Origin of the sequence: Pseudomonas sp. CC120222-01a (assembly GCF_003097235.1) — a bacterium.
Taxonomy (GTDB): domain Bacteria; phylum Pseudomonadota; class Gammaproteobacteria; order Pseudomonadales; family Pseudomonadaceae; genus Aquipseudomonas.
On the sequence record NZ_QEQQ01000006.1, the window covers coordinates 1 to 13780 of the forward strand.

Consider the following 13780-nt stretch of genomic DNA (forward strand, 5'->3'; position numbering starts at 1 on the left):
CAACGCGGAAAGCCTCACGGGCTGCTGTTCCACTCCGACCAGGGCTCGCAATATGGCAGCCGTCAGTTCCGGCAGAGACTGTGGCGCTACCGTATGCGCCAGAGCATGAGCCGCCGAGGCAACTGCTGGGATAACGCGCCGATGGAGCGAGTATTTCGCAGCTTGAAATCAGAGTGGATACCGACCACGGGCTACCTGACCGGGCAGCAAGCTCAACGAGACATTAGCCAGTACCTGATGAGCCACTACAACTGGATCCGACCCCATCAATTCAACGATGGACTGGCTCCGGCAAAAGCTGAAGAAAAACTCAAAACCGTGTCCGGGATGAGTTGACCACTACACTTATCCAAAACGATGGGTCAGCGAGAAGCGAGAAAACTTTCGGAAATGCAAGCTAAGGAGACGATGTCAACCCTCGCAGCCTTGCATAACCCTGATCTTAGTGCAGGTGGCCGAGACGCTATTGCTGATTTTGGCGACAGACAGGTTAACTCAAGTATTGGTCCTCAGTGGAAAAGCAGGATAGGAGAGCTCCGACAGGCTGCCGAAGAAATGGCCGGAATGGGAAGCAAGGCCGGGCTTTTAAACGTGAAACTACACAAGTGCTAACAAACTGGAGGTGATCAAAATGGATGAAGCATTTTCTGTTTTTATCGAACAAGTCGGTGAGCCTACGCACAGGCAGGAGGTACCCACATCGACCATAGAGCGTTACAAGGGGAAGCTACCGGATAAACTTCTGCAATATTGGATGGAGCATGGATGGTGTGGGTACGGCGATGGAATGTTTTGGACCGTAAACCCTCAAGAGTATGAGGGCGTAGTCGCCTCTATGCTCGAGAGTGCAAATCTGGCAACGTACGACAAATTCCATCTCATAGCCCGTGGAGCCTTTGGCGACCTTTATTTATTTGGTGAGAAAACCGGATTCTCACTGAAAATCGCACCGCATATAGGCCGATACGTTGGCAGCAAACGTGAAGTCGCGCCGTCCGACATGGACAGGCTAGTGCAGAGCTTCTTCGCCTGCAGAGATTTGGATTCAAATGATTTTGATGACATGTTTGAACCGGCTAAAAAGAGCCTCGGCATACTTGGCCCGGACGAGATGTATGGCTTTGTTCCGGCCTTGGTGTTCGGCGGCTCCATTCGACTCGATAATCTTGAAAAGCTGAAAGCAATTGAACACTTGGTACTACTGTCACAGCTTTGCACAATCGAACCCTATAGCTTTTCCGACTTTTGAAGCCCTTACCCGACAGCAATAAGAGAATCTAAAAAATGAACGTACTCTTCTCCATTTTCCTCGAAACCTTCAACGACCCCATCGGCCACCAGCCCGTCCCGCCTGCCGCTCTGGACCACTACCAAGGCAAACTCCCAAACCAACTCCTGACCTACTGGAAAGACCACGGTTGGTGCGGTTACGGTGGCGGTCTGTTCTGGATGGTCAACCCGCAGGAATACGAAGATGTCGTGTCGTACTGGCTGGCAGGCACTCCCTTCGAAACCCGCGACACGTACCACCTCATCGCCCGTAGCGCTTTCGGCGAACTGTACCTGTGGGGCGAAGAAACCGGGTCAGTACTGACCATTACCGCCTACGCGTCCCAATATATCGACGGCGCCTGCAGTTCGACCGACGATGAGCGTGACGCGAAGATCCAGGGGCTGCTCATGTGGGTCATGACTGAAGGGATCGACCTGGACCTGTTCGAATCGGCCAGGGAAACACTGGGAACGTTGGCGCCAGACGAAATGTATGGCTTCGTCCCGGCGTTGATGCTGGGCGGGCCTGCAAGCCTGGCCAATCTCCAGCGGCTCAAGGCCGACGTGCACCTGATTCTGCTATCCCAGCTTGGCGAACTGGAACCTTGTGCATTCGATGACGAAGAAGATGAGTAAAACCGACGCTCATTGGCGCAGTGCATCGGGCGTATCGACATCCCGCAGCACGCCAGCATCCTCGACCGCCAGCCTGACGCAACGGTCCGGATGGGCCCTCACGACCGAGCGCGCCCCTTCATCGCCCGTCAGCCGCGCAAGCGCTGGCCAGAAATCACGCCCGAACAGCACCGGATGGCCCTGCTGCCCGTCATGACAAGGCAGAACAATCGTCGACCCACCGGCCTCGCGTGCAAGCAAGCCCAGGGTCGCGGGCTCCACCCAGGGCATGTCACCCAGCAGAATCGCCACCGCCTGTGCCTCGCTGTCGACCAGCGAAGCGGCGCCAGCCGCCAGACTATGGCCCAAGCCCTGCGTGAAATCGGCACTGCCGATGACCCGGCACGCCGACGGCAGCCCCAGCTCCTCTCCCCGCTCGCCGTCACGCAACACCACCCGCACGTCATCGAACACCGTGCAGGCACGTTCGACACTGTGCACCAGCAAGCTGCGACCATCGGCCATCAGCGCGCGGCGCTTGTCAGCACCGAAACGCACGCTGCTGCCAGCCGCCAACACCAGCGCCACCACACTCACAGCGCCGCCCGCCCGATGCCGTTGCGCAGGCGCAGGATATCGGCGAGCACCGCCAGGGCGATCTCGGCCGGGGTCTTGCTGCCCAGGTTGAGGCCGATTGGCGCGTGGATCCGCGCCAGCTCGTCGTAGCCCAGGCCGCCGATGCGGTGCAAGCGTTTGCGACGCTTGTCGGAGGTGGCCTTCGAGCCCATCACGCCGATGTAGAACGCTTCGGTACGCACGGCTTCAAGCATGGCCAGGTCATCGATTTTCGGATCATGGGTCAATGCAACCACCGCCGTGTCGGCATGGCAACCGCCATTGGCGATGAACTCCGACGGCAGCTCGCGGCGCACCTCGATACCGTCCAGCACCACGCCTTCAAGCACCTCGTCACGCGGGTCGCAGAGGATGACTTCAAAGCCCATGCCTTTACCGAACTCGGCGCAGAAATGCGCGACGCTGGAGTAGCCAGCCAGCAGCAGGCGCTGGGCAGCGCCGACACGCAGGCGCACGCGGCCGCTTTCGCGTTCCACACGCGGCCCCTGGCTGTGGTCGTCGACAACCATGCGCTCACCTTGCGGCAGGCTCACCTCGCGCAACAACCGGCGCTGGCCGCGCAGCGCGCCTTCCAGCTCACGCAGGTGGGCCTGCACGTCACAGTCGGCCGGCAGGTTTTCCACCAGTACCTCGAGCACGCCGCCACAAGGCAGGCGAATACTCGAACGCGTGTCGCTGCCATCGCCATAGCGCACGATGGCAATCGGCTCGGGAAATTCGCCCCGTGCCACGCGTTCGAGGAAGTCATCTTCGACGCAACCACCCGACAGCGAACCCAGCCACTGGCCGCTGGCGCTGACCGCCAGCAACGAGCCCGGCGCACGCGGCGCCGAGCCGTAGGTGGCGAGCACCGTGCACAACCACACCCGCTGGCCACTGCACGACCACTGCAGCGCCTGGCTGATGACCTGGAGATCGAGATGCTGCACGGTTTACTCCGCCTTCAGCTCGGCGAGCTGCTGTACGGTCAGGTCACCGGGCAATCCACCCCAGGCCTGGCGCAGGTAGTTGACCATGTCCGTCACTTGCTGGTCGTCGAGCTTGTCGGCGAAGCCCGGCATCGGCTGCATGCGCTCGAAGCCGGTGAACTGTTGCTCACGGATACCGTCGCGGATGGCCTTGACCAGGTTGCGCGAGTCGGCCTGGCGCAGCACCGTGTTGCCGTCCATGGCCACCGCGATGTGTGGCTTGCCTTCGCCGTCGACACCATGGCAGCCGGCGCATACGTTGAGGTACTGCTGATGGCCGCGCTTGGCGCTGTCGCTCATCTGCTCCAGGGCAACGGCCTTGATCGCCTTGGCCGGCGGCGGCTGGTCGCCGAGCAGGTAGGTGGCCATGGCCGCCAGGTCGGCGTCTTGCAGATGCTGGGTGCTGTGGTGCACCACCGGGAACATCTCGTTGAACATGCTGCCCTGGGCGCTGATGCCGTGCTTGAGGAAGGTGGTCAGGTCCGGCTGGGTCCAGCCGCGGTCGGCCAGGTCCTGGGCCAGCAGGCTCGGCGCCAGGTAGCCACCGAGCAGGCCACCGCTCAGGCGCTGGTCCTGCTGCAGCGCACCGATAGGGTTGCGCGGCGTGTGGCACTCGCCGCAGTGGCCCATGACCTCGACCATGTACTGCCCGCGCTGCCAGGCCGGGCTTTTGCCCTCGGTCGGCTGCAGTTGCACGCTCTTGCCATACAGCATGTTCCAGCCGGTCAGCCCAAGGCGCACGTTGAACGGGAAGCTCAATGCGGTCTGCGGGGCCGGGCGGTTGATCGGCGGTACGGTCATCAGGTAGGCGAGGATCGCATCGGAATCCTCGCGCTTGATCAGGTGGTACGAGGTGTACGGCATCGCCGGGTAGAGGTTGGCGCCATCCTTGCGCTTGCCCTCGGTGACCGCGGCGAAGAATTCGTCGGCCGTGTAGTTGCCAATACCGTACTGCTTGTCCGGGGTGATGTTGCTGCCATAGATGGTGCCGAACGGCGAATGGATCGGCAGGCCACCGGCGAACGGCGCACCGCCTTCGGCCGTGTGGCAGGCCATGCAGTCGGCGGCACGGGCCAGGTATTCACCGCGCTTGACCTGCGCCTCATCGGCCGCCTGGGCCAGCGAAACGACGGCAAGGCCGAGGGCCAGCGCGAGCGTGCTACGAATGAAGCCCATGCTCAACCCTCCTTGACCAGGCCTAGGTCATTGAGCACCGTGCGGGTGGCGTCGTAGTAACGCACGTACCCGGTGCAACGGCAGATGTGGTGGCCGAGGCTGGCCTCGATACGGTCTTCCACTTCGCTCTTCTTCAACGGCTGGCGCTGGGCGGTTTCCACCAGCACCGTGGCGGCATTGACGAAGCCCGGCGCGCAATAGCTGCACTGGAAGGCGAACAGGTCGACGAACTTCTGCTGGATCGGGTTCAGCGTCAGGTTGCCGGCCTCATCTTGCTTGGCATGGCCTTCGATGGTGCGGACCTTCTTGCCCTCGAAGTAGTGCGCGCCGGTGATGCAGGTGCGCACTTCCTCGCTGGTGCCGTCAGGGTTGTCGACGATCACCACGCAGGCATGGCAGATGCCCTGGCCGCAGCCCAGGCGGGAACCTGTGAGGTTCTGGTGTTCGTGCAGGTAGTCGATCATCGCCAGGTCATCAGGGACCTCGACCGGGCCGACCGGTTGACCGTTGAGGGTCAGTTGCAGTGGACGGTTAGCCATTGAGGGCCTCCTTGATACGGGCTGGGGTGATGGGGAGATCGCGCACGCGCTTGCCAATGGCATGCGCCACGGCGTTGCCGATGGCACCGACGACCGGGATCATCACCACTTCGGCGATGCCCTTGGATGGATCGGTCGGTGACAGCGGCGGGAGGATTTCGCTGGTCTGTTTCCACACCGCCACATCCCGTGCGTGCGGCAGGCGGTAGCGGTTGAAGTTCCAGTCGCCCTCCCCGGGCCCGCCCTCGTACAACGGCATTTCTTCGGTCAGTGCATGGCCGATGCCCATGGCGATGCCGCCTTCGAGCTGGCCCTTGACCAGTTCCGGCACCAGCACGCGGCCGCACTCGACCCAGCTGTGGTGGTTGAGCACCTCAACCTCGTGGGTACCCTTGTTGACCTTGACCTCGACGATGGTCGCCACCGGGCTGTAGTAGGTGACCATGGCGTTGTTCAGCTGGGTATCCGGGTAGGCAGCGTTCTGCCGGTCGAGCAGGTGGTAGCCATGGCTGCTCATCTGCGCCTTCTTGGCATTGACCGCGCCATCGCCGTACTTCACCGCCACGGCGTCGAGCGGAAAGCGCTCACGCACGCCGTCGATGACGAAGTCGGCCTCGGCCCAGCTCCAGCGGTTGAAGCCGTGCACGCTGACGCCGGTGACCAGCCCCATCTCATGGGCCTTCTGCGCCAGTTGGGCGAACGGGATCGGCGCCAGGCCGTTACCGGTCAGCTCGCCGTTGACCCACACCGCGTTTTCACGGCGCACCACCAGCGGGTTGGCCTGGCCACCGTGCGGGCCCTGGCTCCAGAGGGCCATGGCCGCTGGCCACAGGCCGTGATTGAACAGCACGCGAGCCGCTTCACGGGTGGCGTGGCTGAAGTAGAACGCCGAGTTGGTCGCCGACGACGGCGAGGCCAGCTTGCCGACCCAGCGCGGGTTGCGCAGTGCGGCGTCCTGTTCGGGCTGGCTGATCAGGTACGGGTTGCCGCTGGTGGTCAGCTGCAGTTCCGGCCATTCGGTGACGGCGGTCTTCACCTCGTCGGCCGAGCGGCCGAGGAAATCGCTGACCACCAGCGCCTGGGACGTGGACATGCCAGTGCCCAGCTCGGTGCCGATGTGGCGCAGGCTGATGCGGCCATCCGCAGTGAACTCGACGCTGGCCATCGGCGCCTCGGAGCCAGTGCCGAAGTCCTTCTGGCAGATGGCGAAGCCGACGCCGTACCAGTGGTCCGGGTCCTTGGCGTCCATCTGCTGCTTGCGCGCATCGCGGTTGCGCCACCAGTCGTGCACGGCGGCCTTGTCGAGGATCTCGTACAAGCGCAGGGCGCCGGCCGGGACCGCACCCTGGGTGTTCTTCATGCCCGACTTCAGGGCGTTGGCGCGGCGCAGGTCGATGGCGTCTACGCCCAGGCGACCGGCGATTTCATCCACCATCATCTCGGTGGCGGCCATGCTCTGCAGGGTGCCGTAGCCGCGCATGGAGCCGGCCTCGACGCCGCGCGAGTAGTAGGCGGTCACCGACAGGTCGTTCTGCGGCATGTAGTAGATCGACTGCGCCGCGGTGGCGCCCACCGCAGCCACCGACGGGCTGTAGTTGATGCGCCCGCCGCCGTCGCAGCTCATGTCGGCGCGGAAGATCTTGAAGCGGTTGTCCTTCTTGTCCACGGCCAGCTGATAGCGGATATCGAAGGCATGGCGCTTGATGCCGCTCTGGAACTGCTCATAGCGGTCGTTGGCCAGGCGGATCGGTACACCGGCGCCATACAGTGCGGCCACAGCGGCGTAGAAGACGAAGATGTTGTTGTCTTTGGAGCCGTAGCCCACGGTGTAGCCCGGGTGCATGTTCAGCGTGTTCAGGGCGAAGCGCGACGGCTTGATCATGTGCACGCATTCCTGCGCCACTTCGAACGGGCACTGGGTCGCGACCACGAAGTGCAGCGTGCCGGTCGCCGGGTCGTACCAGCCGTTGCCGTTGTCCGGTTCCAGTGCAGCGGGTTCGATGGACGGCGTCTTGTAGCGCTCGTCGAACACCAGCCAGTCCTCGGGCGGGTTGTCCAGTTGCTCGCCCATGCGCTTGGCGTAGAACAGGCCCTGCTCGGTCAGGTCACCGTGCTGGTTGGGCGCTTTCGACCACACCGGTTTGCGGTTGAGGATGGTCGGGAACAGCATGGAATTTTTCAGGCTGGAGAATTCATCGTCGTCGAACGGCGTGGCGCCGCCCACACGCACGAAACGGAAGCTGCCATAGGGGTCACGCTGGTAGAGCGGAGCCTGGGCGCCGTACTGGATCGCCTTGTCGTTGAACTGCAGCTTGCGCTTGGCCTGCCGGAAGCGCTCGAAGTCGTGCCAGATCAGGATCGCCACCGGGTGGCCGATGAACATCGGCACCTGGCCGGGCGGCAGCAGCGGGTCGGGCGAATGGGCCTCGGGCCAGGCGATGCCATCCTTGGCCAGGTCGGCGGCGGTGACGATACGGTCCGGCTGCAGGTCGGCGCCGAGCAGGCTGAGGTCATGGCCGGCATAGATGCGGTCGACCTTGGTCGCCTTGAGCAGCAGCGCGTGGCCTTGCTGGGTCGGCCAGCCGGGCATGTCCTTGGCGCGGATGTCGCGGGCGAAGACCTTGTTGCCACAGACCTTGGACAGCGCATCGTTACGGAAACGCGCCTTGCCGTCGTGGTTCATCCACTTTTGCGGCGAGGTGGTAACGCGCTCCTCCATCAGGGCGGCGAACGCCTGGCTGCCGAGTGGCGCCATGGTCACGCCGACACCAGCGATCAGGCCGCCTTGCAAGAAGGCGCGCCGGGAAATATCACGGTTGGACATGCTTGATCCTCTGGGCAGAAGAATTTCTGCCCATGCTTTTTTGATTCTTGTGCGGGGGACTCGGAAGGGTGAGAACCTTGTCACGCGGGTCAGAAAAAACTGACTTCTGCGTCAACTTTACAACAAGAATATGGGCATAAGCAAAGTCAAGCCGACAATATGTCGCGCTGTGTCAAAGGCCGACATGCGGCCGCGCCGCAGCAGCTTCGGCAGGAACGGTTAACCTTGGGTTAATCGACCCCAGCCAGCATGGCCACCATTCCGTACTGCCAAGGCGAAGACATGCGCATCCTTCTGCTCTTCCTGACGTTCCTCCTGGCTGGCCCGTTGCAGGCCAACCCGTTCGACGCCAAACCCGACTTCCTGCCGGTCAACCAGGCGTTCGTGCTCACTCACGACCGCCAGGCCGATGGCCAGATGCGCCTGTACTTCCAGATCAAGCAGGGGTATTACCTGTACCAGAAGCGCCTGAAGTTCGACGGCTTGACTGCCGAACAACAGCCGCAACTCCCCCCCGCCCTCAATCACCATGACGAATTCTTTGGTGACAGTGCGGTGTACCGCGACCAGCTCGAACTGCTGATCCCGGCCAATGCCCAGGGCCAGTTGCGCCTGGGCTGGCAGGGGTGTGCCGATGCAGGCCTGTGCTACCCGCCGCAGACCACCGCCATCGACCTGGGCGGCAGCGCGACGCCGGCCGCCGAACAAGCCAGCGACCAAGCACTGGCCAGCGGCCTGCAAAGCGCCAGCCTGGCCTGGAGCCTGCTGGCGTTCTTCGGCCTCGGCCTGCTGCTGGCCTTCACCCCCTGCTCGCTGCCGATGCTGCCGATTCTCGCTGGCCTGGTCCTGGGCAACGGTGCCAGCGCCCGGCGTGGTTGGCTGCTGGCCGGCGTGTATGTACTGAGCATGGCGCTGGTGTATGCGGCCCTGGGCGTGGTCGCGGCGCTGCTGGGGGCCAGCCTGCAGGCGTGGCTGCAGCAACCCTGGCTGCTGGGCAGCCTGGCCGGCTTGTTCATCCTCCTCGCCCTGCCGATGTTCGGCGCCTTCGAACTGCAACTGCCGGCGGCCCTGCGCGATCGCCTCGACCGCGCCGGCCAAGGCACCCGTGGCGGCAACCTGTACGGCGCAGCGCTGCTGGGCGCCCTTTCCGGCCTGCTGCTCGGCCCCTGCATGACCGCGCCGTTGGCGGGTGCGCTGCTGTTCATCGCGCAAAGCGGCGATGTGCTGCAGGGTGCGCTGGTGCTGTTCAGCCTCGGCCTGGGCATGGGCGTGCCGCTGCTGTTGCTGGTGACCCTGGGCAACCGTTACCTGCCACGCCCGGGCGCATGGATGAACCGGGTCAAGGGCGTGTTCGGCTTCGTGTTCCTGGCCATGGCCCTGTACACCGTGCGCAGCCTGCTCGCCGCCCCGGTGTTGCTGGCCTTGAGCGGTGCCTGGCTGATCGCCCTGGGCTGGGCCATGTGGCCAGCCCTGCAGCGCTTGCCGGCGTTGCGTGCGGTACCGCTGCTGGGCGCCTTGTGGGGTGGCCTGCTGCTGGTCGGCGCTGCTGCGGGGGGCGACGATCTCTGGCAACCGTTGCGGCCGTTCGCCGGCGGCAGCGCAGTTGCCACCGTACAAAAGGCCGACGAGCATTTCGTCACGGTCAGCAGCCCTGAAGCCCTGCAACGCGAACTGGATGCCGCCAAGGCCCGCGGCCAGTGGGTGATGGTCGACTACTACGCCGACTGGTGCGTGTCGTGCAAGGTCATGGAAAAGCAGGTGTTCACCCGCCCCGACGTGCAAACCAGCCTGGCCGGCGTGCACCTGCTGCGCCTCGACGTGACCGCCGACTCCGCCGCCAGCCGCGCCCTGTTGCAGCGCTACCAGGTACCCGGCCCGCCGAGCATCATCTGGCTCGGCCCGGAAGGCGAAGAGCGCCGCGCACGGCGCATCACCGGTGAGGTGGATGCCGCCGCGTTCCTGCAACACTGGACCCAGACCCGGAGCCAAGGCTGATGCTGACGGTAACCCTCGGGCCGTTGACCATGGCCCTCAACCACCTGCTGATGCTCACCGCCCTCGGCGTTGCCTGCCTGGTTGGCTGGTGGGTCGCCCGGCGGGGCGGCGAAAGCCCGGAATCGGCGCTGTTCAACCTGTTCCTGGTCGGTCTGCTGTGCGCCCGCCTGGGTTTCGTGCTGGCCTACTGGCCGATGTACCGCGACGACCTGGTGCAAGTCATCGACATCCGTGACGGCGGCTTCCTGCTCTGGTCGGGCCTGATCGGCATCGTCCTCGCCACCCTATGGCAAGGCTGGCGCCAGCCTGGCCTGCGGCGCCCGCTGGGCTGGGCACTGTTCAGCGGTGCGTTGTTCTGGGGCCTGACCAGCCTGGGCAGCCACCTGTACAGCAAGGGCACCGCACTGCCCGAACTGAGCCTGCGCAATGCCGCTGGCCAGTCGGTGGCCCTGCACAGCTACCGTGGCAAACCGCTGGTGATCAATATCTGGGCTACCTGGTGCCCGCCCTGCCGCCGGGAAATGCCGGTGCTGCAACAGGCCCAGGGCGAATACCCCCATGTGACCTTCATCTTCGTCAACCAGGGCGAGACGCCGGAAAACGTCACGACCTTCCTCGCCACCACCGGGCTGAGCCTGACCCATGTGCTGTTCGACGGCACCGGCGCGCTCGCCCAGCGGGTCGGCTCGATGGCCCTGCCCACCACCCTGTTCTACGACGCCGACGGCCGCCTGATCGGCAGCCACCTCGGCGAGCTGTCGCGGGCCAGCCTGCGTCATGCCCTGGAACCTTTCGAGCGGGCCAAGGTGCCCGCCCCTGCCGCACAAGGAAACTGACATGCGATTGACTGCCCTGCTGCCCCTGTCCCTGGCCCTGCTGGCCGCTCCGCTGGTCCAGGCCGAAGACCTGCCCAAGGCGATCCAGCAACTGCAAGCCAAGGGCGCCGAGATCAAGGGCAGCTTCGATGCGCCCAACGGCCTGCGCGGTTATGCCGCCGAGTACCAGAAAAGTGCCCTGGCGCTGTACCTGACCCCCGACGGCAAGCACGTGCTGGTCGGCAGCCTGTTCGACGAACAAGGCAAGGACCTCAGCGCCGAGCCGCTGCAGAAGCTGGTGTACGCGCCAATGAGCAAAGAGATCTGGGCGAAGATGGAAAAAACCGCCTGGATCGCCGACGGCAAGGACAGCGCGCCGCGCAAGGTGTACCTGTTCAGCGACCCCAACTGCCCGTACTGCAACATGTTCTGGGAGCAGGCGCGGCCCTGGGTAGACTCGGGCAAGGTGCAGTTGCGTCATATCATGGTCGGCATCATCCGCGAGGACAGCCCGGGCAAGTCGGCGGCACTGCTGGCCGCCAAGGACCCGGCCAAGGCGCTGCATGAGCACGAGAAAGCGGGCAAGGCGAGTGCCTTGAAGCCGCTGGACAAGGTGCCAGATGCCGTGCAGCAGAAGCTGGCGGCGAACATGGCACTGATGGATGAGATGGGGCTGCAGGCGACACCAGCGATCTTCTATCAGGATGAGCAGGGCAACCTGCAGAGCCAGCAAGGCGCACCGCGGCCCGAATTGCTCGGGAAGATTCTCGGCAAGCGCTGAGAACTCGATCGCCCGCTCCGGCCCATTCGCGGGACGAGCCCGCTTCCACATCCCCCCAAAAAATTCAAGCCTTGCGGAGTACCTGAACTGCGCCCCTGACTTTGGACAAAAATCCAACCTCAAGGGCGTTTCACATGAGGCAAGTACACCAGAGAGTTCAAGCTTGCCGGAAAAGGCATATATGAGAGCGAGCCAAAACGTCTTGAAACAATCTAACCCGACTAGACAGCGCATCGACTGGTTCGGCACCCGAAGGCAATAGAACCAAAAAAGTAGAAACTTCCGATATCACGCAGGGATTTTTCGCACAAAGAGAAATTAAAAAACCTACATTAACCAGCTGTAACCGCAGCGATAACTGATCAAAGCAAGAGTTCTCCACAGCCCCTTCCTACAACCACTTCTCCAGAACAAACATAACCATTGCACCCGTCCACCCAATTGCCATCCTCAACGCATTGACAATGAAACGCCCAACCTCTAAACCTGTAGACACCCGCAAGCGGCGATAGAAACCCGTACAACCAAGGAACCTTCATGAAAGCTCAATACAACACCAAAACCATTACACGCATGCCGACACTGACGCCACCACATACCCATCACCAAGAATGGTATATTTCACATGCCAAACCAACTAACCATCACAATCATAAACACCAAGAAGATCCTTTGCATTACACGAACCTTAACCCTGGAACACCTTAGAGAGCCCACTGCCCTTATATGGTCAGCAGTCGCACCCTGCCTGCTTTTCCTGTTGACACAGGAGCATATGGAAGCACGACCCGCCCGTAACGACACCTATATTGTGTCCTCATCGTGGTTCTACTCGTATATCTCTGCAAGCGTTGCATTTTTTGGATTCAGCTTTTATCTAATCGGAAGAAGAGAAAGCGGATTCACCAGATCTTTTATCTATCAGCGCAGCGCCATCGGGCGCTACCTGGCAGCGCACTTCCTTAGCTACACCGCAGTGAGCGTGCTCTATGCCGTTTTATTTTATTTGACCACCAAGCCGCTCTACGGCGAATACCTGATAAGTGAACTGCTGTACCTGACTGCATGCTTCTACACCAGCTTTATGTTTTTTTGCTGTATTGGGCTCGTGGTCGCTGCGCTCCCCATCAAATTCAATACTGCCAGCACTTTATTTTCACTTCTTTCTTATCTCATGCTGCTCTCAGGCTACTCGGGCACCTTGCAACCTTACTCTATGTCCCATAGCGCATTTGCGTTAAACCCGCTGCAACTGAGCAGCAAACTCTTCAACCATGAAGCACCCCTACTGACTTCCTTCTGCATCGCGCTCGCGGCGCTGCTCACCGGGCTTTACCTCACTGGGCGACACTTAAGAACCCAACCTGTCTGGAGCAGATACTAAATGAACCTACTCAGCTTAATCGACCTGTGCTTCAGTTATAAAGACATGCCGCTGATGAAAGAAGTTACACTCAACCTGAAGCCAGGTGAATTGATAGGTATTTTAGGCAGCAACGGCGCCGGCAAAACAACATTATTTGATCTCATCTGCAATGTAAAAAAACCTTCAACCGGACACATTTTCAACTCAGCAAAGAGACAAATTTATCCTACCCAGATCCTTACACCGCCGCCGTTGCTGCGCATGAGCGAAACAGGTGATCTCATCAGGCACCTGAACTCATCCATTGCCCCCACCCAAAGCGAAATGCTGGCCCGCTTAGCAAGATGGTCACCGTCACTTTACAAACGGTACAGCTTAATATCCCAGAAGAAAGTCGCCCGTTGCAGCTACGGTGAGGTCCGCAGCTACTTCACGCTTACGCTATTACTGCTGGAGAGTGATTTGATCATCCTCGACGAACCGACTGCAGGTGTGGACGCGGAGTTCAGGTATTACATCTGGCTAGCCATCAACAGTGCGCGCCAAGAAGGTGCAAGCGTGCTGGTGTCTTCCCATTACACCGAAGAGATCGCGGCAAATTGTGACCGTTTCTACATGCTCGCCAATCAGCGGCTTGAGGCGTTTGATAGCGGCGGGGAATTTATGTCGCGTTACAACGCTTCATCACTCGATGAGGCATTCATCAAAGCGTCTTCTCATGAAGATTGACAGGGAAAACTGCAAAGCCAGCAAGGGGCGCCACGGCCCGAGTTGCTCGGGAAGATTCTCGGCA

At 61.8% G+C, this 13780-nt stretch carries 14 protein-coding genes and 1 pseudogene; 10 read left to right on the top strand and 5 right to left on the bottom strand.

Going from position 1 to position 13780, the window contains the following annotated elements; translation table 11 throughout:
* From N430_RS09895 to N430_RS09910, 4 genes and pseudogenes are all read left to right on the top strand, one after another.
* A partial coding sequence (locus N430_RS09895) for an integrase core domain-containing protein (RefSeq protein WP_165837349.1) occupies nt 1-336 on the top strand: 336 nt, incomplete at its 5' end.
* Between the two features lie 15 nt (nt 337-351).
* Nucleotides 352-612: pseudogene (locus N430_RS09900) on the top strand (polymorphic toxin type 15 domain-containing protein); the annotation flags it as partial.
* 19 nt (nt 613-631) lie between these two features.
* The gene (locus tag N430_RS09905; protein ID WP_110636799.1) at nt 632-1249 is read left to right on the top strand and encodes a GAD-like domain-containing protein; all 618 of its coding nucleotides are present in this window, start codon (nt 632-634) and stop codon (nt 1247-1249) included.
* Between the two features lie 35 nt (nt 1250-1284).
* Nucleotides 1285-1908, top strand: a complete 624-nt coding sequence (locus N430_RS09910) for a GAD-like domain-containing protein (RefSeq protein ID WP_110636796.1) — start codon at nt 1285-1287, stop codon at nt 1906-1908.
* A 9-nt stretch (nt 1909-1917) separates the two neighbouring features.
* On the opposite strand, the gene N430_RS09915 is transcribed toward N430_RS09910, so the two are convergent.
* Genes N430_RS09915 through N430_RS09935 form a run of 5 tightly spaced genes read right to left on the bottom strand, consistent with a single transcriptional unit; the run spans nt 1918 to nt 8030 of the window.
* On the bottom strand, nt 1918-2484 hold the full coding sequence (locus N430_RS09915) for an NTP transferase domain-containing protein (RefSeq protein ID WP_103446589.1): 567 nt from the start codon (nt 2482-2484) through the stop codon (nt 1918-1920).
* Nucleotides 2481-3452: an XdhC family protein gene (locus tag N430_RS09920; RefSeq protein ID WP_110636793.1), complete on the bottom strand. Its 972-nt coding sequence runs from the start codon at nt 3450-3452 to the stop codon at nt 2481-2483. Before N430_RS09920 ends, N430_RS09915 begins: the two co-directional genes overlap by 4 nt.
* Nucleotides 3453-3455: 3 nt before the next feature.
* On the bottom strand, nt 3456-4667 hold the full coding sequence (locus N430_RS09925) for a cytochrome c (protein WP_371922771.1): 1212 nt from the start codon (nt 4665-4667) through the stop codon (nt 3456-3458).
* A gap of 2 nt (nt 4668-4669) precedes the next feature.
* Nucleotides 4670-5206 (bottom strand): (2Fe-2S)-binding protein, encoded by a 537-nt coding sequence (locus N430_RS09930; RefSeq protein WP_013973477.1) that lies wholly within the window; start codon nt 5204-5206, stop codon nt 4670-4672.
* Entirely contained in the window at nt 5199-8030 is a 2832-nt protein-coding gene (locus N430_RS09935) for a xanthine dehydrogenase family protein molybdopterin-binding subunit (protein ID WP_110636789.1), read from the bottom strand. Before N430_RS09935 ends, N430_RS09930 begins: the two co-directional genes overlap by 8 nt.
* Nucleotides 8031-8312: 282 nt before the next feature.
* Here N430_RS09935 and dsbD point away from each other — a divergent pair, with 282 nt between their 5' ends.
* From dsbD to N430_RS09960, 6 genes are all read left to right on the top strand, one after another.
* Nucleotides 8313-10025, top strand: a complete 1713-nt coding sequence (gene dsbD / locus N430_RS09940; protein WP_110636823.1) for a protein-disulfide reductase DsbD — start codon at nt 8313-8315, stop codon at nt 10023-10025.
* On the top strand, nt 10025-10861 hold the full coding sequence (locus tag N430_RS09945; RefSeq protein ID WP_110636786.1) for a TlpA family protein disulfide reductase: 837 nt from the start codon (nt 10025-10027) through the stop codon (nt 10859-10861). Before dsbD ends, N430_RS09945 begins: the two co-directional genes overlap by 1 nt.
* Nucleotide 10862: 1 nt before the next feature.
* Nucleotides 10863-11621, top strand: coding sequence for a thiol:disulfide interchange protein DsbG (dsbG, locus tag N430_RS09950; RefSeq protein WP_110636783.1), 759 nt, complete (start codon nt 10863-10865; stop codon nt 11619-11621).
* A 537-nt stretch (nt 11622-12158) separates the two neighbouring features.
* Nucleotides 12159-12329 (top strand): hypothetical protein, encoded by a 171-nt coding sequence (locus tag N430_RS29435; protein WP_165837347.1) that lies wholly within the window; start codon nt 12159-12161, stop codon nt 12327-12329.
* Entirely contained in the window at nt 12247-13005 is a 759-nt protein-coding gene (locus tag N430_RS09955; protein ID WP_110636780.1) for a hypothetical protein, read from the top strand. Before N430_RS29435 ends, N430_RS09955 begins: the two co-directional genes overlap by 83 nt.
* Nucleotides 13006-13716: an ATP-binding cassette domain-containing protein gene (locus tag N430_RS09960; RefSeq protein ID WP_110636777.1), complete on the top strand. Its 711-nt coding sequence runs from the start codon at nt 13006-13008 to the stop codon at nt 13714-13716.
* Nucleotides 13717-13780: the final 64 nt, after the last annotated feature.

Coding starts and splice junctions, on each gene's coding strand:
- N430_RS09905 (WP_110636799.1), top strand. CDS start 632: ATGGATGAAGCATTTTCTGTTTTTATCGAACAAGTCGGTGAGCCTACG.
- N430_RS09910 (WP_110636796.1), top strand. CDS start 1,285: ATGAACGTACTCTTCTCCATTTTCCTCGAAACCTTCAACGACCCCATC.
- N430_RS09925 (WP_371922771.1), bottom strand. CDS start 4,667: ATGGGCTTCATTCGTAGCACGCTCGCGCTGGCCCTCGGCCTTGCCGTC.
- N430_RS09930 (WP_013973477.1), bottom strand. CDS start 5,206: ATGGCTAACCGTCCACTGCAACTGACCCTCAACGGTCAACCGGTCGGC.
- N430_RS09935 (WP_110636789.1), bottom strand. CDS start 8,030: ATGTCCAACCGTGATATTTCCCGGCGCGCCTTCTTGCAAGGCGGCCTG.
- dsbD (WP_110636823.1), top strand. CDS start 8,313: ATGCGCATCCTTCTGCTCTTCCTGACGTTCCTCCTGGCTGGCCCGTTG.
- N430_RS09945 (WP_110636786.1), top strand. CDS start 10,025: ATGCTGACGGTAACCCTCGGGCCGTTGACCATGGCCCTCAACCACCTG.
- dsbG (WP_110636783.1), top strand. CDS start 10,863: ATGCGATTGACTGCCCTGCTGCCCCTGTCCCTGGCCCTGCTGGCCGCT.
- N430_RS29435 (WP_165837347.1), top strand. CDS start 12,159: ATGAAAGCTCAATACAACACCAAAACCATTACACGCATGCCGACACTG.
- N430_RS09955 (WP_110636780.1), top strand. CDS start 12,247: ATGCCAAACCAACTAACCATCACAATCATAAACACCAAGAAGATCCTT.
- N430_RS09960 (WP_110636777.1), top strand. CDS start 13,006: ATGAACCTACTCAGCTTAATCGACCTGTGCTTCAGTTATAAAGACATG.